Raw genomic sequence first — 25,698 nt, forward strand, 5'->3', positions numbered from 1 at the left:
ATGACCAGTCGTCCCGATTCGACCTACCGGCTGCAGATCACGGCGGACTTCACGCTCGACGACGCGGCCGGAGTCACCGGCTATCTGCACCGGCTCGGCGCGGACTGGGCGTATCTGTCGCCGCTGCTCGCGGCGACGACGGGATCGGGACACGGCTACGACGTGGTCGATCACTCCCGCATCGACGAGTCTCGCGGGGGCGCGGCAGGTCTCGCCGCGTTCTCGTCGGCGGCGCGGGCGGAGGGGCTCGGCGTCCTGGTAGACATCGTGCCCAACCACGTCGGCGTGTCGGTGCCGCGCGAGAATGCGTGGTGGTGGGACGTGCTGCGCCTGGGTCGCAGCTCGACCCACGCGGTCGCGTTCGACATCGACTGGGAGCGCGGGCGCGAGAAGGTGCGGCTGCCGATCCTCGGCGGCACTCCCGCCGAAGCCGTCGCACGGGGTGAGATCGTCGTCGACCGCACCCCGGCACCGGATGCCCCCGACGGCACGCTGTCGTACTTCGAGCACGTTCTTCCGCTCGCGCCCGGCACCGGGCGACTGCACGACGATCTCACCGCGCTGCTCGACGCGCAGCACTACGAGCTGCGCCACTGGGAGGACCAGAACGACGAGCTGAACTACCGCCGCTTCTTCGCGGTCTCCGAGCTCGCGGCGCTCCGCGTCGAGCTGCCCGACGTGTTCGCGCAGTCGCACGAGGAGATCGTGCGCTGGATCCGCGAGGGTCTGGCCGACGGCATCCGGGTGGACCATCCCGACGGCCTGGACGACCCGGGAGAGTATCTCGAGCGACTCGCGGATGCCACCGGCGGGGCGTACACGCTGATCGAGAAGATCCTCGAGCACGGCGAGGATCTGCCGCCCTGGTGGCGCGCCGACGGCACGACCGGATACGACGCTCTCGCCGAGATCGATCGCGTGCTCGTCGACCCGGCGGGCATCGAGCAGCTGAGTGCGCTGGATGCCCGGCTGCGTGCCGACAGCGGCCTGCCGGAGGCGCCCGACTCGGCAGACCTCATCCACGACACCAAGCGCGCCATGGCCGACGGGCTGCTGCAGTCGGAGGTGCGCCGGCTGGTGCGGGACCTGCCGTTCGGCATCGTGCGCGCGTGGGATGCGCTGGCCGAGCTGCTCGCCTGCTTCCCGGTCTACCGCTCATACCTGCCCGCTGGGCGCGAGCACCTGCGCCGTGCGGCGCAGGAGGCGACCCGGCGGCGCCCAGACCTGGCATCCGCGATCGCCGAGCTGGAGCCGCTGCTCGCCGACCCGTCGCTGCCGGTCGCTCGCCGCTTCCAGCAGACCTCCGGTGCGATCATGGCGAAGGGCGTGGAGGACACCGCGTTCTACCGGTTCACCCGTCTCGGCACCCTGACCGAGGTCGGCGGCGATCCGGCGGTCGGGTCTGTGTCGGTGGCGCAGTTCCACACTGCGCAGCAGCGTCGCCTCGCCGCCTGGCCGTGCTCGATGACGACGCTGTCGACGCACGACACCAAGCGCTCGGAGGACGTGCGCGCCCGGCTCACCGTGCTGGCCGAGATGCCCGAGCGCTGGGGCGAGGTGCTCGGCGAGCTGCGCGGCACCGCCTCGACCGGGCACGGCCCGCTCGACAACCTGCTCTGGCAGGCCGCCGTGGGTGCCTGGCCGATCACGTCGGAGCGGCTGCTCGCATATGCGCAGAAGGCGGCTCGCGAGGCCGGGGAGTCGACGGCGTGGCAGCATCCGGACGCCGAGTTCGAGAAGGGACTCGCGGCGATCGCCGACGCCGCGAACGGCGCCGCGAAGCCCGTCATCGAGCGGTTCGTGGCCGAGATCGTCGGGCACGGCCGGTCGAACTCCCTGTCGGCGAAGATCCTGCAGCTGACGGGACCGGGCGTGCCCGATGTGTACCAGGGCAGTGAGCTCTGGGATCTGTCTCTCGTCGACCCCGACAACCGGCGCCCCGTCGACTTCGCCGTCCGTGAGCGCATGCTGGCCGATCTCGACGCCGAGGCGGACCTCGGTCGTCTGCCCGCAGTGGACGACACGGGTGCGGCGAAGCTGCTGGTGACCTCGCGCGCGCTGCGGCTGCGCCGCGACCACCCGGAGCTGTTCACCACCTACCGACCCGAGACGGTCGCGGGCGACGCGGCGTCGCACGCCATCGCCGTCGACCGCGGCGGTCTGACGGTGGTGGCCACGCGCCTGCCGGTGGGACTGGAGAGGCGGGGCGGCTGGCAGGACACGGTGCTGATGCGCTCGGAGATGCCGTCGGTCGACGTGCTCACCGGCCGGCGATTCAACGGCGGACCGGTGCGGATGGCGGAGCTCCTCGACCGCTACCCGGTGGCGCTGCTGCGGGAGCTGCGATGATCGAGGTCTGGGCACCGCGCGCCGAGCGGATGCGCGTGCGACGGGTGCGCGATGACGAGACGACGATCGACGAGCACGAGATGACCCGGGTCGCCGAGCGCACGGGATGGTGGCAGGCCGACGTGCGACTGACCGACGGCGAGCGGTACGGGTTCGTGATCGGCGACGACGATCGTCTGCGCCCCGATCCGCGGTCACGGCGCCAGCCCGCGGGGGTGCACGCCGCGTCCGCGTCGTTCGACGAGACGGCGTTCGCCTGGACCGACGCGGCCTGGACCGGCCGGCAGCTCGCCGGCGGGCTCATCTACGAGCTGCACCTGGGCACCTTCACTCCGGAGGGCACCCTCGACGCCGCCGTCGCCCGACTGCCCCACCTCGTCGATCTCGGCGTGACGCACGTCGAGCTGCTGCCGGTGAACGCGTTCAACGGCCAGTGGAACTGGGGGTACGACGGCGTGCTCTGGTACGCGGTGCACGAGGGCTACGGCGGCCCGCGGGCGTACCAGCGATTCGTCGATGCGGCGCACGCGCACGGTCTCGCCGTGATCCAGGACGTCGTCTACAACCACCTCGGCCCCAGCGGCAACTACCTGCCCGAGTTCGGTCCGTATCTGCGCGAGGGCAGCAGGAACACGTGGGGCGACTCGATCGATCTCGACGAGCCGGCCGTGCGCGAGTACATCGTCGACAATGCGCTCATGTGGCTGCGTGATCGGCACGTCGACGGTCTGCGGCTGGACGCCGTTCATGCCCTGCACGATGACAGCCGAACGCACATCCTGAAGGAGCTGGCCGAGCGCGTCGACGCGCTGTCGGCGCACGAGGGCAGGCCGCTCACGCTGATCGCGGAGTCGGATCTGAACGATCCGACTCTCATCCTGCCGCGCGAGGCGGGCGGGTACGGTCTCACCGGCCAGTGGTCGGACGACTGGCATCACGCCGTGCACGTCGCGCTCACCGGCGAGACCTCGGGCTACTACGCCGACTTCGCCGCGCCAGATGCCCTCGAGAAGGTCACCGACGGCGGCTTCTTCCACGACGGCGCGTTCTCGTCGTTCCGGGATCGGGTGCACGGCTCGTCGATCCCGCTCGAGGTGCCCGCCTGGCGGCTGGTCACCTTCACGCAGGACCACGATCAGATCGGCAACCGCGCGGCCGGCGACCGGCTCAGCCAGTCCCTCTCCGAAGACCGATTGTCCGTTGCGGCGGTGCTCACGCTCACGGCGCCCGGCACGCCGATGCTGTTCATGGGCGAGGAGTGGGGCGCGTCCACGCCGTGGCAGTTCTTCACCTCGCATCCCGAACCCGAGCTCGGCCGCGCGACCGCCGAGGGTCGCATCGGCGAGTTCTCGCGGATGGGCTGGGACCCCGCGGTCGTGCCCGACCCACAGGACCCCGAGACGTTCCAGCGCTCGAAGCTGGACTGGGGCGAGCTCGCCCAGCGCCGTCACGCCCGGCTGCTCGATCTGCACCGCCGGCTCGCCGCGCTGCGCCGTGAGCAGCCGGAGCTGACCGACCCGAGCATCCGGAAACCCTCGGTCGAGCTCGTCGTCGCGAGCGACGAGCCACAGCACCGGGCCTGGCGCATCGATCGCGGCGGACTGAGCATCCTGATCAACCTGACGCCCGACGCGGTCGCGTTCGACGTCGACGGTGAAGCGCTGCTCGCGACGCGTGCCGTCGACACCCTGGACGGCCGCACGACCGTGCCGGCCGACGCGGCCGCGATCGTCCGGCGGCGACCATGAGGTCGCCCTGATCGAGACCGGTACCTGGGTACCGGTCTCGTTGAAAAGGTGCACTCGCGTCCGATGTGACCGACCTCGTGCCGTTCGTACTGTCGGTGGCATGCGAAAGGGAAATCAGTGATCTCGGCCGAAGCGCTCGTCAAGCGCTACGGCTCCAGAACCGCCGTCGACAGCATCGACTTCACCGTCGAACCGGGTCAGGTGACCGGGTTCCTCGGTCCGAACGGGGCGGGCAAGTCCACCACCATGCGGATGATCGTCGGCCTCGATCGGCCGACGTCCGGGGCGGTGCGCGTGAACGGACGCTCCTACGTCCGGCACCCGGCGCCGCTGCACGAAGTGGGTGTGCTTCTCGACGCCACGGCGGTGAACCGCGGTCGCACGGCGTTCCAGCACCTGCGCGGCATCGCGGCGACGCACGGCATCGGCGTCTCCCGGGTTCGGCAGGTGCTCGAACTGGCCGGTCTCGAGTCCGTCGCCGGCAAGCGGGTCGGCGGATTCTCGCTCGGGATGGGCCAGCGACTCGGCATCGCTGCAGCGCTGCTGGGCGACCCGAGCACAGTCATCCTCGATGAGCCCGTCAACGGCCTCGACCCGGAGGGGGTGCGGTGGGTGCGCACCCTGGTGCGCACGCTCGCCGCCGAAGGACGCACCGTGCTGCTGTCGTCGCACCTGATGAGCGAGATGTCGCAGACGGCCGACCGGCTGATCGTGATCGGACGCGGCCGCATCCTCGCGGACGGCGCCGTCAGCGATGTCATCGGCTCGTCCGCATCGCTGGAGGACGCCTATCTCGCCCTCACCGCCGGTGACGTCGAATACCACTCGACGCTCACCGCGACCGCACACGACGAAGGAGCCCTCCGATGACCGCCATCGATCACAAGCGCGCGACGTTCATCCCTGCCCGCGTCGGCGTGAGGTTCTCCCGGGTGCTTCGCGCGGAGTGCATCAAGCTCCTGAGCCTGCGCTCGAACCTGGCCATGCTCGCCGCGATCGCCGTGCTCGGCGTTGGCGTCAGCCTGGCGCTGGCCGTGACGATGGCCGACGCGGGCGTTCCGGATCAGCCGTCGACGGCCTTCATGCTCGACCAGGTCACGGTCGGCACCGTGCTGTTCGGTCATGTCATCGCCGTGGTGCTCGGGGTGCTGACGATCAGCGGCGAGTACGCGAGCGGGGCCATCCAGTCGACCATGATCGCCGTGCCCACTCGCACCCCGGTGCTGCTGGCGAAGGCGTGCGTGGTGTTCGCGGTCGCGACAGGCGCCGGCATGCTCACCACCGTCGCGTCCTGGGCATCGAGCTATCCACTCTTCGACGCACTCGGACTCGCCGTGCCGCTCACCGCCCCCGGCGTGCTGCCGGCGCTCATCGGCGCCTCGGTCTATCTCGGCCTCTCGGCTATCCTCGGGGTGGGTATCGGCGCTCTGCTGCGAGCGGTGGCGCCGAGCATCGCCGGCGCGATCAGCCTGACTCTCCTCGTGCCGATCGTGCTGTCGGCGCTGCCGATGTCGCAGACGGTGCGCAACGTGCAGCTGCTCACGATGTCGAAGGCAGGTGACGCAATGAGCAACGCGCCGGAGAGCGCGGGAGGATTCGTGAACCTCGTCGACGGCTACATCAGCTGGGGCGCCGGCTGGACGATCGCCGTCGCATGGGCATCCGCCTTCCTGCTGCTCGGTCTTCTGCGTCTGCGACGGGGTGACGTCTGAACAGCGCAGCGGCCGGCCCACGCGGCGTCTCGTCCGAGGCGCCGCGTCGGTCGACCGGATTCTCGATCGCGGATGCCCTGCTGCTGGGTGGGTACGTCATCCTGGCCGCCGCGATGGCCGTGCTCTCGCTGGAGCCGCCTTACGTCACGCCGCTGGGGGCGCTGATCGCACTCACCCTCGCCGGCATCGCCGCCGTGGTCGGGCGGCATCGGCGTCCTCGGGCGGCGTTCGCCGGTGCGCTGGTGCTGGCGCTGGCATCGGCCGCGGTCGGATCGGGCGCCGAGGGGATGCTTCTCATCGGCGCGATGTACCTGGTGGGGCTGCGCGCGCGAGCGAACGTCGCCTGGTCAGCGCTGGGCGCGGCACTCGTGTGCGCGGCCGCAGCTGCGCTCGCCCTGACTCAGCGCGGCACCGGGCTGCCGCACATCCTCGGGCTGCAGCCGCCGATCGAGGCACGCGACTCGCTGCTGGACTGGTTGAACTTCTTCAGCCTGATCGCCGCGCTTCTGCTGATCTCGACCCTGCTCGGCATCAACGCCGGGCACCGTCGACGTCAGCTGCGCGGACTGCAGCATCGCGCCGAGCAGCTCGCCCGCGAGCGCGATCAGCAGGCCGAGACCGCGCGTGCCCGCGAGCGGGAGCGCATCGCCAGGGAGATGCACGACGTGATCGCCCACAGCCTGACCGTGATGATCGCCGTGTCCGACGGCGCCCGCCTGGCAGCGGATGAGAACCCGCAGCAGGCGAAGGAGGCCATCGGCCGCGTCGCGGAGACCGGGCGCCGAACTCTCGGTGAGGTGCGGCGGCTGCTCGGCACGGTGCGCGATGGGGAGAGCACGAGCACCGTCGAGCCGGCGCTCGCCGGCGCACGCGAGGCGCAGCCGCAGCACGCGCCGCAGCCCGATGCCGGCCGGCTGCCGGCGCTGGTGCAGGAGTTCGCCGACGCGGGTCTGCCGGTGCGGATGACCCTCTCCGGGCGGCCGCCCGCCGATGCCGCGCTCGGCCTGACGGTGTACCGGATCGTGCAGGAGTCGCTCACCAACTCCCTGCGCCACGCCACGGATCTGCAGTCGGTCGAGGTGCACGTCGATTGGCTCGCCGACGAAGTCGGCATCGTCGTGCAGGACAGGTCGGCATCCCCACCCGCATCTGTGACCACCGACACCGTCGGGCGAGGGCTGCTGGGCATGCAGGAGAGGGTGGCCCTGTACAACGGCACGATCGAGGCGGGCCCGCAGAACCTCGGGTGGCGGGTCGCCGCCCGCCTGCACTGGGATTCCAGCGAAGGGAACGAAGCATGACCGACGACATCCGGGTGCTGATCGTCGACGACCAGGAGCTCGTGCGATACGGATTCCGGCTCATGCTCGACGCGACGCCGGGCATCGTCGTCGTCGGTGAGGCCGACGACGGAGAACGAGCGGTCGGCGCGGCCGAGCGACTGCAACCCGACGTCATCCTGATGGATGTGCGGATGCCGCAGATGAACGGCATCGAGGCGACGAAGCGGATACTCACCCGGCACCCGAGCACCCGCGTTCTCGTGCTCACGACCTACGATCTCGACGACTACGCCTTCGGTGCGCTGCGTGCGGGCGCGGCGGGATTCCTGCTGAAGGACACCCGTCCCGAGCAGCTCGTCGCCGCGATCCGCGCCGTGCACGCCGGCGACGCCGTGGTCTCGCCCCGGATCACCGCGCACCTGATCGCCACCGCGGCGCCGCACCTGGGTGGCCGGCAGACGGACGACGCCGAGCGGGCCCTCGCCGATCTCACGGCGCGAGAGCGCGAGATCTTCCAGCTGATCGGCCAGGGGCGCACCAACGGCGAGATCGCGGCCGCGCTGCATCTGAGCGACTCGACCGTGAAGGCCCACGTCGGCCGGGTGCTGTCGAAGCTCGAGCTGCGCAACCGGGTGGATGCCGTGATCCGCGCCTACGAGCTGGGCGTGGTCGGGCGCTGACGCCGCGCACAGACGCGCGCCGAATCGTCGTGACCAAACCGTTGCATTCGTTACCTTGCCGTTATATGCTCATCACACGGTGAATGTTTGCTGTGGCATCCACCGCATGTGATTGCAGGACTCTCTTTGGTGCAAGGGACAAGGGCCGGCCGGAAGCCTCTCCGACCGGCCCTACTGCTGCCCACCCGGGCCGGTGCGCGACACTACGCTGAGACCATGACCGACCGCGAGCTCGCCCTCCAGGCATGGGAGAGCCTGTTCCGCGCGCAGCATCAGCTGCTCGCCGAGATGGCCGTCGACTTCGAGGGCTCCGACCTCACGCAGGGCGAGTACGACGTGCTGCTCACCGTCGTGCGGGCCCCCGGCATGGCCTCGCGACTGCGCGACATCACCGCCAAGTCGCTCATCAGCCAGCCCAGCGTCTCGCGTCTCATCGACCGCATGGTCACGCGAGGGCTCGTCAGCAAGACGATCGATCCCGACGACGGGCGCGGAGCGGTGATCACGGCGACGGATGCCGGTGCCAAGGCGTTCCGTCAGCTGGCGACGGTGCACGGGCGCACCATCGCCGAGAAGATGTCGAACCTCGACGACGACGAGCTGGCGACGCTGCTCGAGCTGACGCAGAAGCTGCGCGGGGTCTGACGACCGGAGAGTCTGGCAGGGTGGACCTGAAACCTATGAGGGGGAAGGAAGGTCACCATGGAACTCGCCGGAGCAATCGGCATCCTGGTCATCATCGGAATCGCGGTCGTCGCCGCGATCGTCATCGCGCTGATCCTGCTGCTGTTCGCACGCAGCTGGATCAAGGTCGCCCGCGCCGACGAGGCGCTGGTCATCTCGGGCCGCAAGCAGAAGGTGCAGCGGGCTGTCATCAACGCCGACGGCAGCACCAGCTCGGAGATGGCCGAATCACCCGTCACGGTGATCGTCAACGGCAAGTCGCTGGTCAACCCGATCACGCAGCGCCACGAGATCATCTCGCTGCGTTCGCGTCAGGTGTCGCTGAACGCCGAGGCGCAGTCGCTCGACAGCGTGACCCTGAACGTCGACGGCGTCGCGATCGTCAAGATCGGCTCGGATCCCCTGTACGTGCGCCGGGCCGCCGAGCGCTTCGCCTCGCAGGACAAGGCGATCGAGCAGTTCACCACCGAGCAGCTCGAAGGCGCGCTGCGCGGCATCGTCGCGACCCTGTCGGTCGTCGAGCTGATGCGCGAGCGCAAGAAGTTCTCGGATCAGATCGCCGCCGACGTCTCGCAGGAGCTCGCCGAGCAGGGTCTGATCCTCGACTCGTTCCAGATCAAGGGCATCACCGACAAGGTCGGCTACATCCAGTCGCTGGGTGCGCCCGAGATCCAGGCGAAGCGCCAGGCCGCGGAGATCTCGCAGACGAATGCCGACCGTGCGATCAACCAGAAGAACATCGCCAACCAGGAAGCGAACCTGATCGAGCAGACCGCGCTCGACACGAACACCGCCAACGCCAACGCCGGCATCGGGCGCGCACGTGCCGAGGCCGAGCAGGCCGAGCAGCTCGCTCGCGCGCAGGCCGAGCAGGCGGTGCTGCAGCAGCAGGCCGAGAACAAGCAGGCGCAGCTCGACGCCGACGTCAAGCGCGTCGCGGACGCGCAGCGGTACGAGGCCGAGACCCGCGCCCAGGCCGACCTGTTCACCCGCGAGAAGGCGGCCGAGGCCGCCGCGATCGAGCAGGTCAAGCAGGCCGAGGCACGCACCCGCATCGCGGAGCAGCAGGCGCAGGCCGACAAGGCGCGCGCCGCCGGTGAGGCTGCGGCCGCCGAGGCGAAGGCCACCGGTGACGCCAACGCGCTGCGCGCACAGGCTGAGGCAGAAGCCGAAGCCCGTCGCCTGCGCGCGAACGCCGAAGCCGAGGCCATCCGCGCCGAGGGTGAGGCGCGCGCCGCCGCCGTCGAGGCCGAGGCGAAGGCCATCGCCTCGAACCAGGAGGCGTTCCTGTCGCAGCGCGTGCTCGAGGTGCTGCCCCAGGTGATGGCCGAGTTCGCCAAGGGCTACTCGGCGATCGGCAGTGTCTCGATCATCGGCGGAACCGGCGAGGACGGTGCGTCCAGCGTCGTCGGGGGCGACAGCGCCAAGGCGATGCGCTCGGTGTTCGACAGCGTGGGCGCGGCGACCGGACTCGACCTCGCCGCGATCATCCAGGGCCAGGCCGTCGGTCGCAGCTTCGGCACGGGGGTCGCACAGGCGAAGGATGCCTCGTCCGCCTCGTCTCCTGCCCCGGGCTCGACGACCGCGATCGTCGAGCGCACCCTCGACGACTCGGCAGAGCCCGCCACCGGCGCGTAACCGCCGCTCTCGAAGAGCCGTCTCGCCCAGCGAGGCGGCTCTTCGCGTCTCCCCGGCGCACGCGCGGCCCAGGCACTCCGCATCCGCGTCCGGCATCCGGCATCCGGCATCCGCGGTCGCTTTCGTACGGTTTTCGCCCCGCACGCGTACACAATCGACCCAGCAGGCGCCGGTGGGCCGAATCAGCCCTACCGCGCACACCATCCGGGGTCACTTTCGCACGGTTTTCGCCCCGTACGCGTACACGATCGACCCCGCAGGCGCCGGTGCGTTAACCGACCCGACGGAATCGAGCGGGCAGACTGGAGGCGTGACCTCCCGCCCGTTCGATTTCACCCGCATAGGCGCGGGGCTGTCGTTCGCGGCCGCCGTCGGCGATGTCGAGCACGCCCTCGACACGGGCACCGCGCTGGTCATCAGCGCCCCGCCGGGCACGGGCAAGACCACGCTCGTCCCTCCCCTGCTGGCGAACCGAGCGGGCGGACGCGTGATCGTCACGCAGCCGCGCCGAGTCGCGGCGCGCGCCGCCGCCCGGCGCCTGGCCGAGCTGGACGGGTCGTCGCTCGGCGACCGCGTCGGCTTCACCGTCCGCGGCGAGCGCCGGGTGAGCGCCCGGATGCGGGTCGAGTTCGTCACGGCGGGCGTTCTGCTGCGCCGGATGCTCGATGACCCTGGCCTCGACGGCGTCGACGGCGTGATCATCGACGAGGTGCACGAGCGGGCGCTCGAGACCGACCTGCTGATCGGGCTGCTCGGCGAGGTGCGCGAGCTGCGCGACGACCTCACGCTGATCGCGATGTCGGCGACCCTCGACGCCGAACGGGTCGCGTCGGTGGTCGGCACCCGATCCGCACCCGCACCGATCGTCGACCACCGCATTCCCGCGCATCCCCTCACCGAGCGGTGGGTGCCCGGCTCGGCGCCGCGGCTCGACGAGCGAGGCGTCACCCGTTCGTTCCTCGATCACGTCGCCGGCACGGCGGCATCCGCTGCCCGCGACCTCGTCCGCGACGACCCGCACGCCGACACCCTCGTCTTCGCTCCCGGCGCGCGCGAGGTCGCAGAGATCGCGCGCCGCATCTCCGACCTCGCCACGGACTTCGACGTGCGCGAACTGCACGGACAGCTCCCGTCGGCCGCACAGGATGCGGTGATCGGCGGCCGACGACCGAGCGATCCGCCCCGCATCATCGTCTCGACCTCCCTCGCCGAATCATCGTTGACCGTGCCGGGAGTCCGCCTGGTCGTCGACAGCTGCCTGGCGCGGCAGCCGCAGCGCGATGCCGCCCGCGGGATGACCGGGCTGGTGACGACCGCGGCATCCCGATCGTCGTGCGTGCAGCGCGCCGGACGCGCCACCCGGCAGGGGCCAGGCTCGGTGGTGCGCTGCGTCGACGAGCGCACCTACGCCGCAGCCCCCGCGCGCCCCGCCCCCGAGATCGCGACCGCCGACCTCGCCGACGCCGCGCTGCTGCTCGCGTGCTGGGGCGCGCCGGAGGGCTCGGGCCTGAGGCTCATCGACCCGCTGCCGGCGGACAGCCTGCGCGACGCGACCGGCGTGCTGCACGCTCTCGGCGCGATCGACGACGCGGGGCGCGCGACGGCCGAAGGTCGGGCTCTCGCGCGCATTCCGACCGATCCGCGTCTGGCCCGGGCGCTGCGCGACGGCGCGCCTCTGGTCGGCGCGCGGACGGCGGCCGAGGTCGTCGCGCTCGTGGGCGGCGACATCCGCGTGCGCGACGCCGACATCGCGTCCGCCCTGTCGGCGCTGCGGCACGGCCGCAGTCCCGATGCGCAGCGCTGGGCGCGCGAGGTCGATCGGCTCCTGCGCCTCGTGCCGTCGGATCGCTCTGCGCACGGACGCGCCGACGATGCCGGACTCGTCGTCGCGCTCGCCTTCCCCGAACGGGTCGCCAGGCGCGTCGAGCGCTCGTCCGACGGTGCCACGTTCCTGCTGGCATCCGGAACGCGAGCGGGCATCAGCGGTCCGCTCGCGGATGCCGAGTGGCTGGCCGTCGCCGACGTCGCCCGGGCCTCCGGTCGCGTCGCCGCCGGGTCGGGCGCGGTGATCCGCGCCGCGGCGGCCGTCACAGAGCAGCAGGTCGAGCGGGCCGCCGACCACCTGATCACCGATCGCGTCGAAGCTCAGCTGATCGGGGGCCGCGTCAGCGCCCGGCGCGAGCGGCGGATCGGGGCGATCGTGCGCACGTCCGTGCCGGTGCGCGCGTCTGAGGCGGAGGGTCGGGATGCTGTGCAGCGCGCCGTGCGGGCCGACGGGCTCGGTGTGTTCACCTGGTCGGACGCCGCCGATGAGCTGCGCAGGCGGCTGGCTCTTCTGCACCGCGAGCTCGGCGACCCGTGGCCCGACGTCGGCGACGACGCGCTGCTGGCCCGCCTCGAGGAGTGGCTCGATCCCGAGCTCGCCGCTCTCGCCGGCGGAACCGCAGCGGATCGCATCGACCTCGCGTCGCCGCTGCGCCGGCTGCTGCCGTGGCCGGTCGCCGCCGAGTTCGACGCCCTGGCGCCGGAACGGCTCGAGGTGCCCAGCGGCTCACGCATCCGCATCGCCTATCCCCCGTTCGACGACGTCGACGCCCTTCCCGTGGTCGCGGTGAAGCTGCAGGAGTGCTTCGGCTGGGCCGCGACGCCACGGCTCGTCGGCGGGCGCGTGCCCGTGCTCTTCCACCTGCTGTCACCCGCCGGGCGACCGCTCGCGGTGACGGCCGATCTCACCTCGTTCTGGTCGGGCCCGTACGCACAGGTGCGGGCCGAGATGCGCGGGCGCTATCCGAAGCATCCCTGGCCCGAAGATCCCTGGGCGGCCGTCCCCACCCGGCACACAACCCGCCGCGCGGCACGGGAGTGACCCGTCGGCGCCGCGATCATGCCGTGCGGCGGCGCAGGGTTAGCGGCGCCAGCGCCAGGCATCCGACCGCGAACGCCAGGACGACCAGCAGCGGCGAGCCGACGTCCCAGCCCTCGTCGCCCCCGGTGACAGCCTGGATCGCGTCGATCGCGTGACTCAGCGGCAGCCAGTCCGAGATCGCGTACAGCACGTCGGGCATCTGGTCGCGCGGCATGAACAGCCCGCCCAGGATGATCTGCGGAAACACCAGCACGGGCATGAACTGCACCGCCTGGAACTCCGTCTGCGCGAACGCGCTGGCCAGCAGGCCGAGCGCCGTGCCGAGCAGCGCGTCGACCACGGCGACCAGCCCGAGCGCCCAGAGCGGGCCGTCGACCTGCAGGCCGCACACGAACACGGCGAAGCTCACCGTGATGACCGCCTGCACGACGGCCATCGACCCGAAGGCCACGGCGTAGCCGATGATGAAGTCGCCTTTGCCCAGCGGTGTCGTCATCAGCCGTTCGAGCGTGCCGGAGCGACGCTCGCGCAGGGTGGTGATCGAGGTGATCAGGAACATCACGATGAACGGAAAGAGCGCGAGGATCGCTCCGCCGAACCGGTCGAAGACGCCGTCCTGATCCGAGAACAGCCAGGCGAACAGGCCGACGAGCAAGCTTGGCGCGATCAGCATGAGCGCGATGGAGCGAGGGTCGTGGCGGAGCTGATGCAGCACGCGCCCGGCGGTGGCTATGGTGCGGCGCAGGCTCATCTCTCGCCCTCTCGGCGGGAGCGGCGCGTCCTGCGATCGGCGTCGCGTTCGATCAGGGTGAGGAACGCGTTCTCCGCATCGGTCTGCCCGGTGTCGGCGAGCAGCTGCCCTGGGGTGGTGTCGGCGATCAGGCGACCGTCCCGCATCAGCAGCAGTCGGTCGCAGCGCAGAGCCTCGTCCATGACATGACTCGAGACGAGCATGGTCGTGCCCGTGTCGGCGATCTGACGGAAGAGCCCCCACAGCTCGGCTCGAAGCACCGGATCGAGGCCGACGGTCGGCTCGTCGAGCACGATGAGCTCTGGATCGCCGAGCAGCGCGACCGCGAGCGAGACGCGGTTCTGCTGGCCCCCACTGAGGTCCGCGACCGCCTGCTGCGCCTGCCGGGCGAGTCCCACGCGATCGATCACACCGGTGACCTCCGCCCGAGAGACGCCGAGGACGGATGCGAAATAGCGGAGGTTCTCGCGGACGCTGAGGTCGTCGTAGACGGCGGAGCCCTGAGTGCCGTACGAGACGCGGTGCCGCAGTACACGTGAGCCGGCCTGCTCACCGAAGACCGTCACCGTGCCGCCGTGGATGCGCTGCACCCCGACGATCGAGCGCATCAGTGTGGTCTTGCCGCACCCCGACGGCCCGAGCAGGCCGATCACCTGCCCGCGGGGGATGCGCAGCGACAACCCGGCGAACACCTCGTGGTGCCCGCGCCGCACGTGCAGCCCGTCGATGACGACGGCGTCAGCAGGGCTCATCATGCGTCGATTATTCACCCGCGAACGCGTCACGGGTGACTGATCGTCAGCACTCGATGACGTTCACCGCGAGCCCGCCCTCGCTGGTCTCCTTGTACTTCGTCGACATGTCGAGCCCGGTCTGGCGCATGGTCTCGACCACGGCATCGAGCGAGACGTAGTGGTGACCGTCGCCGCGCAGCGCGAGCCGCGCGGCCGTGACGGCGGTGGACGCCGCGATCGCGTTGCGCTCGATGCACGGGATCTGCACGAGCCCGCCGATCGGATCGCAGGTGAGCCCGAGGTGGTGCTCCATCGCGATCTCGGCGGCATTCTCGATCTGCCGCACGGTGCCGCCCATCACCGCGGTCAGCCCTCCCGCCGCCATCGCGCACGCGGAGCCGACCTCGGCCTGGCAGCCGCCTTCGGCTCCCGAGATCGAGGCGTTCGCTTTGAACAGCGAGCCGAGCGCGGTGGCGGTGAGCAGGAACCGGCGGATGCCGCGGCGGCGGTTCGCCTCGGCGACCGCGGCCTCATCGAGCGGCTCACCGGCAGGCAGAGCCGCCTGCTCGTTGCGGAAGCCGAGCAGGGCGCTGCCGACGAGTTCGCCGTGCGGGGTGACGGCGTTGCCGACGCCGAGCCCCGAATCGGCGAGGAAACGCCACCAGTACATCGCCACGGCGGGGAGGATGCCTGCGGCGCCGTTGGTGGGCGCGGTGACGACGCGGCCGCCGGCCGCGTTCTCCTCGTTGACCGCGAGGGCGAACGCGCCGAGCCATTCGCCGGGTAGCACCGCGTGCCCCTCGACCTCGGCGGCCTCGAGCTGCTGGCGGATGTCGCCGGCGCGGCGCTTGACCTTCAGGATGCCAGGGAGCGTGCCCTCGGAGTGCAGGCCGGCGTCGACGCAAGAGGCCATAGCATCCCAGATCGCGTCGAGCCCCGCCGCGACCTGCTCCTCGGTGCGGACGGCCATCTCGTTCGCGCGTGCGATCTCGGCGATCGTCATCCCGGTCTCATCGCACAGCGCGAGCAGCTCTTCGGCGCTGTCGTACGGGTACGGCTGAGGAGCCGCGGCCACACGCGCCTCTTCGCCGTCGCGGCGGATGAAACCGCCTCCGACGGAGTAGTAGGTCTGCTCGAGCACGGGTGCGCCGTCGGCGTCGAGAGCGTGCAGGGTCATTGCGTTGGGGTGCCCGGGCAGTCGCGTGCGGGGCACGAACGCGATGTCGTCCTTCGCGAACGGGATGCCCCGCTCCCCCGCCAGAAGCAGGTCGCGACCCTCGGGCCATCGGCTCCACAGTTCGCGCACGTCGGCGGGATCGCAGGTCTCCGGGTGCAGTCCCTGCAGGCCGGCGACCACGGCATCCGGGGTGCCGTGGCCGAGCCCCGTCGCCCCCAGCGAGCCGAACAGCTCGCAGCGCACCCGCGCGACCCGATCGAGCACGCCCTCAGCGCGCAGCCGATCGGCGAAGTCGACGCCGGCGCGCATCGGCCCCACGGTATGCGAGCTCGACGGCCCCACACCGATGGAGAACAGGTCGAAAGCCGAGACGTACGCAGTCACGCCTCCAGCCTACGACCGACCCGTCTTCTCGAGGCCGCGAGAGCTGGCGCTGCGCCGTCGCGGAACGTCCCCCGAGGAAAGGCGAAACCCCCGCCGCTTCCGCGACGGGGGTTTCAATACTGTCTCAACACAGTGCGCGCCCCGAGGGACTCGAACCCCCAACCTTCTGATCCGTAGTCAGATGCTCTATCCATTGAGCTAGGGGCGCACGACCCGCTCAGCGGGCCGAAGAACAGCCTACAACACGTTCCGGCGAGAAGCGAAATCGGCGGCGGGGCGACTCATCCTAGGCGTGTCCAGAGGGCGCGCAGGCCGTCTCGCTCGCTGCCCGAAGCATCCTTCTCCGCGGCCTTCTCGGCTGCCTTCTCGCGCTTTCGGCGAGCGCGCTGCGCAGACGAGAGCGCCTGCAGGTCGACGAGCTTGAGTGCCTGCATCCGCGCCTCGCGCATCTGCTCGTACTCCGGATCCTGATCGGCGCGCATGCCCTCGACCCGCAGCCGGCGATCGAGATTGCTGCGCACGTCAGCCCAGGCCGCGGCTCTCGCCTCTTCGACGAGCCGGCGCAGCGCCTCGGGATCCTCGGCCATCGCCCTCAGATGCTCGGCCACGCCGATGGACTGCCTGGCGCGCCGGCGCAGGTTGCGCACATCGCGGTCGCGGTAGTCGTGGGTGCCGTGCGGGTCGGAATGACGACCGCGGGCGCGCTTGCGCAATGCGGTCAGATGCTCGGCCGCCTGCTCGGACTCATCGGCCATCGCGCGCAGCGCGACGCGAGCCTCGTCCATGTAGTGGTCGAGTTCGAAGGTGCCTCCCTGCGCGATCGTCCCCACGAGGATCTGGTTCTTCACGGTCAGCCGAACGGCCGCCGTGGCGATCGCGACGCCCTCGGCGATGGCATCCGCTGTTCGTCCCACGAGCACCTCCCCCATCGAGCGTACCGGCACCCCATCGACAGCGGTGAGGGTGGTTCACTCCCGCGCCGCCGACGTGCCGAACATCTTCTCGTGAGCCGCCGCCCTGCCCTCGGCCAGGTGCTCGGGGATCATCCGCCGCAGGGCGTCGACGTCGCGCGCGCGGATCGCATCGAGGATCTCGCGATGCGTGGCTGCCATGTCGGCCAGATCGTCGTGCTGTCCGAACAGCCAGCGCAGCCGAGTGACCAGCGAGCCGGCGAGCTCGATGAGCATCGCGTTTCCGGACAGCCGCACGACGGCCATGTGGAACGCGGTGGATGCCTGACGCGCGGCGTCGGTGTCGCCGAGCGCCGCCGCCGTCGCCTCCTGGTTGACGAGGGATTCGAGCAGGGCCAGTCCGACCTCGTCGATTCGCTGGGCCGCCAGCACGAACGAAAGGGTCTCGAGAGCCTCTCGCACCTCGGCGAAGCCCTGCAGATCCTGCGGCGAGAACTCACGGACGGTCGCCCCGCTGCGCGGCCGGGCCACCACGATGCCGTCGGCGACCAGGGCCTTGATGGCCTCGCGCACGGGCAGCCGCGAGACGCGGAGCTCGTCGGCGATGTCGCGTTCGACCAGGCGAGAGCCGGGCGGGCGGCGCCCTGACACGATGTCGTCGCGCAGCGCGTCGGCGACACGCTCTGACTCGAGGCCAGAGCTCCTGTCGATCGCCATGCTCGATTCAACCACCGCGCGATCGTTTCGGCCAGTATTCCGATATGTCATCCTGCCGAGGACGACGCCCGCGTCTCTGCGTCGGCCGCGTCACGAGCCGGCGCCGACTAGAGCTCGACGGGCGGCGTCGGCTCGTCTTCTGCGGCCTCCGGGTGACGAGCGAGGTTCACGATGGCGAGAGCCAGCCCTCCCCACACGGTGACCATGGCGACGATCATCATGATGATGGCGGTGAGGGTCATGACCGTGCTCCCTTCGCGGCGTCATCGTGCAGAGCGATGCTGCCCGTCTCCGCGTCCGGCTCGTAGCGCTCCGTGACGAGGAACTCGTCGTACTCGGGGTCGAGCTTGGCGTGCGAACGTCGGCTCCAGGGCAGCAGCGTGAGCAGGATCGCGAACACGATGAGCGCGATGACCATGCCCCAGCCGAAGATCGCCAGGAACCACAGGGGGTAGCCCTCGTACGGTTCGCTGATCTTCGCTCTGACCTCGCTGACGAACAGGTAGCCGAGCACGATCGGGGCGAGGGCGCCGACCAGCAGCATCCACACCCACCCGAGTCGGAAGCTGGAGCGCCTGTTGATGTGGTCGCGCAGCGCCGGCAGCTTGCGCAGCAGCCACGCGACGACGATCACCGCGACGAGCGCCACGGCCATGATGCCGAACGCGTTGATGAACGCGTCCGTCGCATCCAGCACCTGCAGCGCCGTCGTGGTCGAGAAGAAGGCGATCGAGATCAGCGCGACGGGGATCGTCACGACGAGGGTCGTGCGGACTCGGCCCCAGCCCAGCTTGTCCTGCAAGGCGGCGACGACGACCTCGAGCACCGAGATGAGGGAGGTGACGCCGGCGAACACGAGGGCACCGAAGAACAGCACGCCGATGATCGATCCTCCGGTGGCGTTCGAGACGATCGTCGGGAACGCGACGAACGCCAGGCCGATACCCGAGGCGGCGACCCCGGAGACGTCGGTGCCCTGCGCCTGCGCCATGAAGCCGAGGGCGGCGAAGACGCCGATGCCGGCGAGGATCTCGAAGCCCGAGTTCGCGAAGCCGACGACGAGACCGGATCCGGTGAGGTCGGTCTTGCGCTTCAGGTATGACGAGTACGTGACCATGATGCCGAAGGCCACCGAGAGCGAGAAGAAGATGTGGCCGTAGGCGGATGCCCAGACGCCGGGGTCGGCCAGCGCCTCCCAGTTCGGGGTGAAGAAGGCGTTCAGCCCGTCGACGGCGCCGGGCAGGAAGAGCGCCTGCACGACGAGCGTCGCGAACATCAGCGTGAGCAGCGGCATGAGGATCATGTTCGCGGCACCGATGCCGCGCTTCACACCCAGCGCCATGATGATGATCACGACCAGCCAGACGCCGATGAGCGGGATGCCGACCTGTGGCACGAACTCGAGCGAGACGCCCTTCTTCAGATCGCCCATCTGCAGGAACTCGGTGAAGAAGTAGTTCTGCTCATTGCCCTTGCCCCAGGTGATCTGCGCCGAGAACCAGGTGTACATGGCCGCCCACGCGATGATGACGGCGTAGTACGTGGCGATCACGACGCAGATCAGCACCTGCCACCAGCCGAGCGGCTCTGCCACACGGCTCATCCGGCGGAAGGCCAGCGGCGCCGATCCGCGGAAGCGGTGGCCGATGGCGTAGTCGAAGAACAGCAGCGGGATTCCCGCGGTCAGCAGAGCGCACAGGTAGGGGATGAGGAAGGCGCCGCCGCCGCCTTCGTATGCCACGTAGGGGAACCGCCAGATGTTGCCGAGACCGACCGCAGATCCGATCGCCGACAGGATGAAGACGTTGCGCGAGCCGAAGGCCTCGCGCCTCTTGGTCTGCGTCGTAGCATTCGCCATGCTGGCGAGGTTACCGCAGGCGGTCACGCCGTAGCGGGGCCGTGACGGTCGCCCATCGAATCGTGGCGGTGGCATCCGCCCGGTGTCAGGTGCCGCGCAGCTCGATCGCGTCCTCGTTCCCGCAGGCTGACGCGTGCGGATGAGGTCCGCCCCGCGTGCGCCCCTCCTCAGGCGCGTGGGGCGGACCGCCCCTCAGTCCGCCTGCTCGGCCTCATCGGCCTCATCGGCCTCAGTCATGCCCGGGCCGGGCCCGGGGCGCACGGCCGCGGTGTCGGCGATGTCGACGCGCACATTGCCGTCGTGCTCCGACACCTCGATCCGCGGCGCAGCGTCGGCCTCGGTGGAATGCTCCGCGCGGAGGAACTGATCGCGCAGCTTCTCGTCGTGCGTCATCTCTGATTCGCTATTCTGCATGCATCGCATGATGCTGTGCGATCTGCGACGAAGGCAGACCCTGGCCGACCGTCGGCGTGCGTGATAAGCGGCGGCTCTATGCGAAAAATCCGGCCCTCGAGGCTTCGTCCCAAGATCCGGATTCTCAGCGGAGACGGAGGGATTTGAACCCTCGGTCCCCGTGAGGGGACTCCACCTTAGCAGGGTGGTGCGCTCCAATCAGACGGTCGACAGGCTCGCCGTGCTGGGACGGGTGGAACGACTGGAAAGCCTCTGTTTCCGCGGCTACTCGACCATTCGGTCTTATGCTCATCACGCTCTGGAGACACGCGAAACTCGTCAAGAGCGCCACCCTCGGGATGCTCCGGACACTTCTGGGACACTTGGCGACGCGTGGAGTGGCGGCGGGACTTGAACCCGAATGACACCCCTGCAGCCTCGGTCCTGCCATCGACCGGCATGAAGGCAAGTCGCGAACAGTAACCGAGCTGCACCACCTCTTGTCTTGTCACTCGAGGTCGTCAGGAAACCACTCATCAACGCACTCGATATACGGCATCTCACCGTCGAATCGGATGGGCAGCAAGACGTAGTCCGAGATGGACGTGTCGAACTCTGGGAACCGGGGCGGCGCGGAGCGTGATTCCGAAGATCCTGCGGACTGCTGCTTCCTCATCGCGGCCCGAATCGCCTCGCCTCCGTCCCATCGACGGAGAAGAAACGCGAGATGCCTGCTCGGTCTGGGGGTATAGCTCGCTCTCGTCGGGCACCCATGGGCCCGCCAACGCGATGTAGAGGTTCCTTCTTCCCGGGTGCTTGTAGAGCAGCGGGTAGTGTGCGAATCGCTTTTCGATGCCGGGCATGCCGATCAGGATCAGCGCTGTCCCAGTGCGGTCGTTATCGGTCCAACCCTTTGGCGTGAACAGAATCGACACGATAGTTGTCTTGAGGGGCGGTGCCCCGGATGCAGCACCGCCCCTCGCGCATGAGGTCATGATCCATGACGGTGTTGCCGCTCGTAGTCGTTCATTCTGCGGGGCACTCGCGTTGCGCGGTTTGGTCGAAGGCGGGAGCGGGACGGGCTTCCGCTTCTTCGGGTGTCGTGGCGACGCCGCTCTTCTCGATGTCGTCGATGAGCCAGTCCATTTCGAGGATCTCGTTGCGCTGGGCCTTGCTGATCTCGGCGGCCAGTTCGCAGACGCGGATGTCCTGGATCTGGGCGCGTTCGGAGCGGGTGATGGCGAGGGAGTGGTGGGGGATCATCGCGCTCATCCAGGCGGTGTCGTCGACGGTGATCTGGCTGCGGTCCAGTGCGACTCCGCCGGCGATGAGGAGGACGCTGGCGGCGACGACGGCGATGTTGGCCTTGACGTTCTTGTACATGTTGAGCATCCAGGCCAGCATGACCAGCCCCATGGTGCCGCCCATCGTGAGAGCCATGAAGACACGGCTCTCGCTGAAGCGGACGTGGCTCCATTCCCAGGAGCCGACGAACATGACCCAGTACATGACGACCATCCCGGTGAGGATCATCGCCGCGAACCGCAGGTACATCTTCCAGGGCTTGGGGTGACCCTGCTCGCCCTTCCGACCGTGTTCGCCGTCGGCTTCGTGCTTGGGTGCGTGGCGCTCGTTCGAGGTCATGACGTCTCCTGGTGCGGGTTGGGATAGGTCGGGTGACGGGCGGCGATGTTCGGTACTTCCGCGCTTCGTCACCTCACCGCGTCGTGATCGGGTGATTGCGCGGTGCTGTGTGTCGCGGGTTCTGCCGGGACTCAGAGCGCGGCGAGCAGATCGGTGCAGGCCTGCTCGCAACGGCGGTAGGACTCGGCGCATACGCGGCAGTGCTCGTGCATCTCGGCGTGCTGTTCGCACTCGGCGGCGCAGGACGCGCACGCCGTGCGGCAGGCTTCGAGGAGTGTGCGGATGGTTGCGATGTCGGGCGCGGTCTGCCGGGTGAGCACTGCGCTGGTGACGGCGCAGATGTCGGCGCAGTCGGCGTTCTTGCGGATGCACGCGACGAGCTCGGCGACCATGTCTTCCCGGAGACAGGCATCAGAGCAGGCGGTGCATGCCTGCTCGCACTCGGTACATGCGTCGATGCAGCGTAGGAGCGTGTCCTGCGCGGGCGGCGTAGCCGACCCTCGAATGGGTGGCGAGCATCTGATCTGCAACAGTCATGGCGGTTTCCCTTCCGCCGGGACCCTCCCCGGCGCGGGCGACGCTACGACGCGGAAGAGGGATCACTGAAGGGGGTTGCTATACCCCTGAGGGGTATAGTATGACGTCCATGTATGGGTATGCGGACAACAAGAATGCGTTGCTGAAGCGGCTGCGTCGGGCTGAGGGTCAGGTGCACGGTATCGCCCGGATGGTGGAGAACAACGAGTACTGCATCGACATCCTCACTCAGGTGTCCGCGACCACGAAGGCGCTGGAAGCGGTCGCACTGTCGTTGCTGGGCGATCACCTCCGCCACTGCGTCGCCGAGGCGACCGCGCAGGGTGGCCCGGTGGCGGAGGAGAAGATCCGTGAAGCGAACGCCGCGATCGCCCGGCTCGTGCGCTCCTGACCAACCCGAAGAGAGGAACCCATGATGACGATCCGACGAGTCGAACTGGGACTGAAGGAAACCAACCCTGGCTGCAGCTGCTGCGCCGCCCCCGATGGCGCCCAGCACGACACGGCAGTACCCTCGACAGCGCTCGTTGAGTACACGCAGATCCTCGTCGAGGGGATGTCGTGCGGGCATTGCGTGAACAGTCTCACGGAGGAGCTGAGCGCGCTCGAGGGTGTCGAGCAGGTAAGCGCCGACCTGAACGTCGGGGGAACCCCGACGGTCACCATCCACCACAGCACCCCGCTGCACCTCGACGCGGTGCGGGCTGCCGGCCACGAGGCCGGGTACACGGTCGCGGACGCACCGGCCTGACTCATCCGGGCGAAGTGCCGCCCATCACCGCCATCAACGCATCGCACGGCATAGGGAGGCTCCGATGAGCCAGCACGAGCACCACGAGCACCACCACGCTTCGGGTCACGGCGACGACGAGCAAACCGCGGAGGGGATGCGCGAGACCGTCGCCATCGAGCCCGAGCACGGCGACCCGCACGGCGGATATGACCACGACCGGCACAGCGCGCATGGTGCGCACAGCACCCACACCGGACATCACTTGTCGGAGCACAGCATGACCGGCCACGAGGGAGACACCGCTCCGGGCGGCCACGCTGGCCGTGGTGGGCACACCGGTCGTGGTGGGCACGGGGACCATGTGGGGCAGTTCCGCCGGTTGTTCTGAGTGATGCTCGCCCTGGCCGTTCCGGTGATGGGGTTCTCGAGCATGTTCGCCATGCTCGTGGGTTACTCCCTGCCTGAGGTGGAGTGGGTCGTCTGGGTCTCGCCGGTCCTCGGCACGGTGATGTACGTCTGGGGCGGGCGCCCATTCCTCACGGACGCGATCAGCGAGGTCCGCACCCGCAAGCCCGGGATGATGCTCCTCATCGGTCTGGCGATCACGGTCGCGCTCGTCGCCTCGTGGGGGGCGAGCCTGGGGCTGCTGCACCACGAGCTCGACTTCTGGTGGGAGCTGGCGCTACTGGTCGTGATCATGCTGCTCGGTCACTGGATCGAGATGAGGTCGCTTGCGCAGACGACGTCGGCGCTGGATTCGCTCGCAGCCCTCCTCCCGGATGAGGCCGAGCGCGTCGAGGGCGAGTCCACCGTCACGGTCGCGCCGGCAGACCTCCGCGTCGGTGACGTGGTGGTGGTGAGACCCGGCGGACGGGTGCCCGCGGACGGGCGGGTGGTGCAGGGGTCGGCGAGCATGGACGAGGCGATGATCACCGGGGAGTCCCGCCCGGTGCGCCGTGCGGAAGGCGACCAGGTCATCGCCGGCACCGTCGCCACCGATTCCGGGGTGCGGGTGGAGATCACCGCCGTTGGCGACAACACCGCTCTCGCCGGCATCCAGCGCCTGGTCGCCGATGCGCAGAGCTCCTCCTCGAGAGCGCAGCGGATCGCCGACCGCGCGGCCGGTCTGCTGTTCTGGTTCGCGCTGGGAGCGGGGGCGATCACCGCGGCGGTATGGACGGTGATCGGGCTTCCCGATCAGGCGGTGGTGCGCACCATCACGGTGCTGGTGATCGCCTGCCCGCACGCACTGGGCCTGGCCATCCCGCTGGTGGTGTCGATCGCGACCGAACGGGCCGCGCGCGGCGGGGTGCTGATCAAGGACCGGCTCGCGCTGGAGAGCATGCGCACCATCGATACGGTCCTGTTCGACAAGACCGGCACCCTCACCAAAGGCACCCCCGCCGTCACCGCCGTCTACCCCGCAAGTGGACATGACCCGGATCGTCTGCTCGCTCTGGCCGCAGCGGCCGAATCGGACTCGGAGCACCCACTGGCCCGCGCGATCGTCAACAGCGCCGCCGCGAAGCAGCTCACCCTGCCGGCCGCGACGGGATTCACGTCCTCCCCGGCGGTTGGGGTTCGTGCGACCGTGGACGGAAGCACCGTGCAAGTCGGCGGCCCATACCTGCTCGAGCAGGAAGGCTCAACCGAGCTGCCGATCGCGGACCAATGGCGCACCGAGGGCGCGATCATCCTCCACGTGCTCATCGACGGCATGACCGCGGGCGCGCTGCGGTTGGAGGACGAGATCCGCGATGAGTCGCAGACGGCGGTCGATGCTCTGCACGCCCGCGGAGTGCAGGTCGCGATGATCACCGGCGACGCGGACGCCGTCGCGTCCACCGTCGCCGCCCAGCTCGGAATCGACCGGTTCTTCGCCGGGGTGCGGCCGGAGGACAAGGCCTCCAAGGTGCAGCAGCTTCAGGGCGAGGGCCGCAAGGTGGTCATGGTCGGCGACGGCGTCAACGACGCCCCCGCCCTCGCTCAAGCCGATGTGGGCATCGCGATCGGCGCGGGCACCGACGTGGCGATCGCGTCCGCCGGGGTGATCCTCGCCAGCGATGATCCCCGCTCGGTGCTGTCGGTGATGGAACTGTCTCGGGCGAGCTACCGGAAGATGAAGCAGAACCTGTGGTGGGCTGCGGGATACAACATCATCTCCGTGCCGCTGGCCGCAGGCGTCCTCGCCCCGGTCGGGTTCGTGCTGCCGATGTCCATCGGGGCGATCCTGATGTCCCTGTCCACGATCGTCGTCGCCCTCAACGCGCAGCTGCTGCGGCGCCTCGACATGCGCCCCGAGGTGACCACGATTCTGGTGCTTCAGGGCAGCTGACAGAAACGGTTCGTAACGTGCCGCGGGAAGGAAGGGAAACAGCATGCGCGCGATGCGAACAGGTCAACCGCTGACACTGCGCAAGTCGGTGCTGCACACCTTCCTCCTCACCATCAGCGTCGTCGTCGGAGTGATGATCGGATTGCTCGGGATGCACGTGCTCAGCACGGGCCAGACCCACCACGCACCCATCACCACCGTCCACGATGCCCAGCTGCACGACGCCGGGCTGCGCGACGCGGGACTGCATGAGACCTCAGTGGCGGTGTCGGCCATCGACGGCAGCACCGGCTGCGCTGAGCGGGCGTGTCAGGACGACATGGACGGCATGTCGTTCCTGTCGTGCGTGCTCGCCCTCCTCGTCACGGCGTTGGTGACCGCCATCCGCCCCGCGCGGGGATTCCTGCTGCTGGCTCGAACCCTCATCGCGCCGCCCGGCATCCACCCGCCCGCGGTCGCGCCGAGTCGACCACCCGATCTGACCGTCCTTTCCATCAGTCGCACATGATCCGCTGCCCGTCCTCGCAGACACAGGGCGCTCTCGCGCGCCCACACATCACACGA

24 protein-coding genes and 1 tRNA gene are annotated in these 25,698 nt (G+C 69.7%); 14 read left to right on the forward strand and 11 right to left on the reverse strand.

From position 1 onward, the window contains the following. The 9 genes from treY (at position 1) to hrpB (ending at position 12,960) form a co-directional block, all read left to right on the forward strand. Positions 1-2,349, forward strand: coding sequence for a malto-oligosyltrehalose synthase (treY, locus tag V2S04_RS07175; protein ID WP_413637808.1), 2,349 nt, complete (start codon positions 1-3; stop codon positions 2,347-2,349). Then, positions 2,346-4,097, forward strand: a complete 1,752-nt coding sequence (treZ, locus tag V2S04_RS07180; RefSeq protein WP_413637809.1) for a malto-oligosyltrehalose trehalohydrolase — start codon at positions 2,346-2,348, stop codon at positions 4,095-4,097. Before treY ends, treZ begins: the two co-directional genes overlap by 4 nt. Before the next feature lie 117 nt (positions 4,098-4,214). After that, complete coding sequence (locus tag V2S04_RS07185; protein ID WP_413637810.1) at positions 4,215-4,967, forward strand: ABC transporter ATP-binding protein; 753 nt, start codon at positions 4,215-4,217, stop codon at positions 4,965-4,967. Continuing rightward, on the forward strand, positions 4,964-5,809 hold the full coding sequence (locus V2S04_RS07190) for an ABC transporter permease (protein WP_413637812.1): 846 nt from the start codon (positions 4,964-4,966) through the stop codon (positions 5,807-5,809). Before V2S04_RS07185 ends, V2S04_RS07190 begins: the two co-directional genes overlap by 4 nt. A gap of 113 nt (positions 5,810-5,922) precedes the next feature. Further along, positions 5,923-7,110 (forward strand): sensor histidine kinase, encoded by a 1,188-nt coding sequence (locus V2S04_RS07195; protein ID WP_413637813.1) that lies wholly within the window; start codon positions 5,923-5,925, stop codon positions 7,108-7,110. Beyond that, positions 7,107-7,772, forward strand: coding sequence for a response regulator (locus V2S04_RS07200; RefSeq protein ID WP_413637814.1), 666 nt, complete (start codon positions 7,107-7,109; stop codon positions 7,770-7,772). The genes V2S04_RS07195 and V2S04_RS07200 overlap by 4 nt, the downstream gene beginning before the upstream one ends. Before the next feature lie 216 nt (positions 7,773-7,988). Next, entirely contained in the window at positions 7,989-8,417 is a 429-nt protein-coding gene (locus V2S04_RS07205) for a MarR family winged helix-turn-helix transcriptional regulator (protein ID WP_099195000.1), read from the forward strand. 57 nt (positions 8,418-8,474) lie between these two features. Then, positions 8,475-10,094, forward strand: a complete 1,620-nt coding sequence (locus V2S04_RS07210; RefSeq protein WP_413637815.1) for an SPFH domain-containing protein — start codon at positions 8,475-8,477, stop codon at positions 10,092-10,094. Positions 10,095-10,404: 310 nt separating this feature from the next. Further along, positions 10,405-12,960, forward strand: coding sequence for an ATP-dependent helicase HrpB (gene hrpB / locus V2S04_RS07215; RefSeq protein WP_413637816.1), 2,556 nt, complete (start codon positions 10,405-10,407; stop codon positions 12,958-12,960). A gap of 16 nt (positions 12,961-12,976) precedes the next feature. On the opposite strand, the gene V2S04_RS07220 is transcribed toward hrpB, so the two are convergent. The 11 genes from V2S04_RS07220 to V2S04_RS07270 form a co-directional block, all read right to left on the reverse strand. Next, entirely contained in the window at positions 12,977-13,711 is a 735-nt protein-coding gene (locus V2S04_RS07220) for an ABC transporter permease (RefSeq protein WP_413637817.1), read from the reverse strand. After that, complete coding sequence (locus V2S04_RS07225) at positions 13,708-14,466, reverse strand: ABC transporter ATP-binding protein (protein ID WP_413637818.1); 759 nt, start codon at positions 14,464-14,466, stop codon at positions 13,708-13,710. The genes V2S04_RS07220 and V2S04_RS07225 overlap by 4 nt, the downstream gene beginning before the upstream one ends. A gap of 43 nt (positions 14,467-14,509) precedes the next feature. Next, positions 14,510-16,006 (reverse strand): L-serine ammonia-lyase, iron-sulfur-dependent, subunit alpha, encoded by a 1,497-nt coding sequence (locus V2S04_RS07230; protein WP_413637819.1) that lies wholly within the window; start codon positions 16,004-16,006, stop codon positions 14,510-14,512. Between the two features lie 135 nt (positions 16,007-16,141). Then, positions 16,142-16,214 (reverse strand) — tRNA-Arg (locus V2S04_RS07235). Positions 16,215-16,287: 73 nt separating this feature from the next. Continuing rightward, entirely contained in the window at positions 16,288-16,920 is a 633-nt protein-coding gene (locus V2S04_RS07240) for an asparagine synthase (protein WP_413637821.1), read from the reverse strand. A 54-nt stretch (positions 16,921-16,974) separates the two neighbouring features. Further along, entirely contained in the window at positions 16,975-17,634 is a 660-nt protein-coding gene (locus V2S04_RS07245; protein WP_413637823.1) for a GntR family transcriptional regulator, read from the reverse strand. A gap of 107 nt (positions 17,635-17,741) precedes the next feature. Next, positions 17,742-17,876 (reverse strand): methionine/alanine import family NSS transporter small subunit, encoded by a 135-nt coding sequence (locus tag V2S04_RS07250; RefSeq protein WP_099194994.1) that lies wholly within the window; start codon positions 17,874-17,876, stop codon positions 17,742-17,744. Further along, entirely contained in the window at positions 17,873-19,492 is a 1,620-nt protein-coding gene (locus V2S04_RS07255) for a sodium-dependent transporter (protein ID WP_413637825.1), read from the reverse strand. Before V2S04_RS07255 ends, V2S04_RS07250 begins: the two co-directional genes overlap by 4 nt. 192 nt (positions 19,493-19,684) lie before the next feature. Beyond that, a complete protein-coding gene (locus tag V2S04_RS07260; protein WP_413637827.1) occupies positions 19,685-19,885 on the reverse strand; it encodes a multidrug transporter in 201 nt (66 codons plus the stop codon). A gap of 1,026 nt (positions 19,886-20,911) precedes the next feature. After that, on the reverse strand, positions 20,912-21,529 hold the full coding sequence (locus V2S04_RS07265; protein ID WP_413637828.1) for a DUF305 domain-containing protein: 618 nt from the start codon (positions 21,527-21,529) through the stop codon (positions 20,912-20,914). 131 nt (positions 21,530-21,660) lie between these two features. Continuing rightward, a complete protein-coding gene (locus tag V2S04_RS07270) occupies positions 21,661-22,059 on the reverse strand; it encodes a four-helix bundle copper-binding protein (protein ID WP_413637829.1) in 399 nt (132 codons plus the stop codon). 116 nt (positions 22,060-22,175) lie between these two features. On the opposite strand from V2S04_RS07270, the gene V2S04_RS07275 reads away from it, so the two are divergent. From V2S04_RS07275 to V2S04_RS07295, 5 genes are all read left to right on the forward strand, one after another. After that, complete coding sequence (locus V2S04_RS07275; RefSeq protein WP_413638117.1) at positions 22,176-22,457, forward strand: metal-sensitive transcriptional regulator; 282 nt, start codon at positions 22,176-22,178, stop codon at positions 22,455-22,457. Positions 22,458-22,622: 165 nt separating this feature from the next. Further along, entirely contained in the window at positions 22,623-22,817 is a 195-nt protein-coding gene (locus tag V2S04_RS07280; RefSeq protein ID WP_413638118.1) for a heavy-metal-associated domain-containing protein, read from the forward strand. A 64-nt stretch (positions 22,818-22,881) separates the two neighbouring features. Continuing rightward, positions 22,882-23,187 carry a hypothetical protein gene (locus V2S04_RS07285; protein ID WP_413637831.1) on the forward strand — a complete coding sequence of 102 codons (306 nt, stop codon included), beginning with the start codon at positions 22,882-22,884 and terminating at the stop codon, positions 23,185-23,187. A 3-nt stretch (positions 23,188-23,190) separates the two neighbouring features. Continuing rightward, a complete protein-coding gene (locus V2S04_RS07290) occupies positions 23,191-25,134 on the forward strand; it encodes a heavy metal translocating P-type ATPase (protein WP_413638119.1) in 1,944 nt (647 codons plus the stop codon). 52 nt (positions 25,135-25,186) lie between these two features. Then, positions 25,187-25,642, forward strand: a complete 456-nt coding sequence (locus V2S04_RS07295; RefSeq protein WP_413637833.1) for a DUF6153 family protein — start codon at positions 25,187-25,189, stop codon at positions 25,640-25,642. The last annotated feature ends 56 nt before the right edge of the window (positions 25,643-25,698 follow it).

The sequence above is a fragment of the Microbacterium sp. OR21 genome (assembly GCF_047306785.1).
GTDB lineage: Bacteria > Actinomycetota > Actinomycetes > Actinomycetales > Microbacteriaceae > Microbacterium > Microbacterium esteraromaticum_E.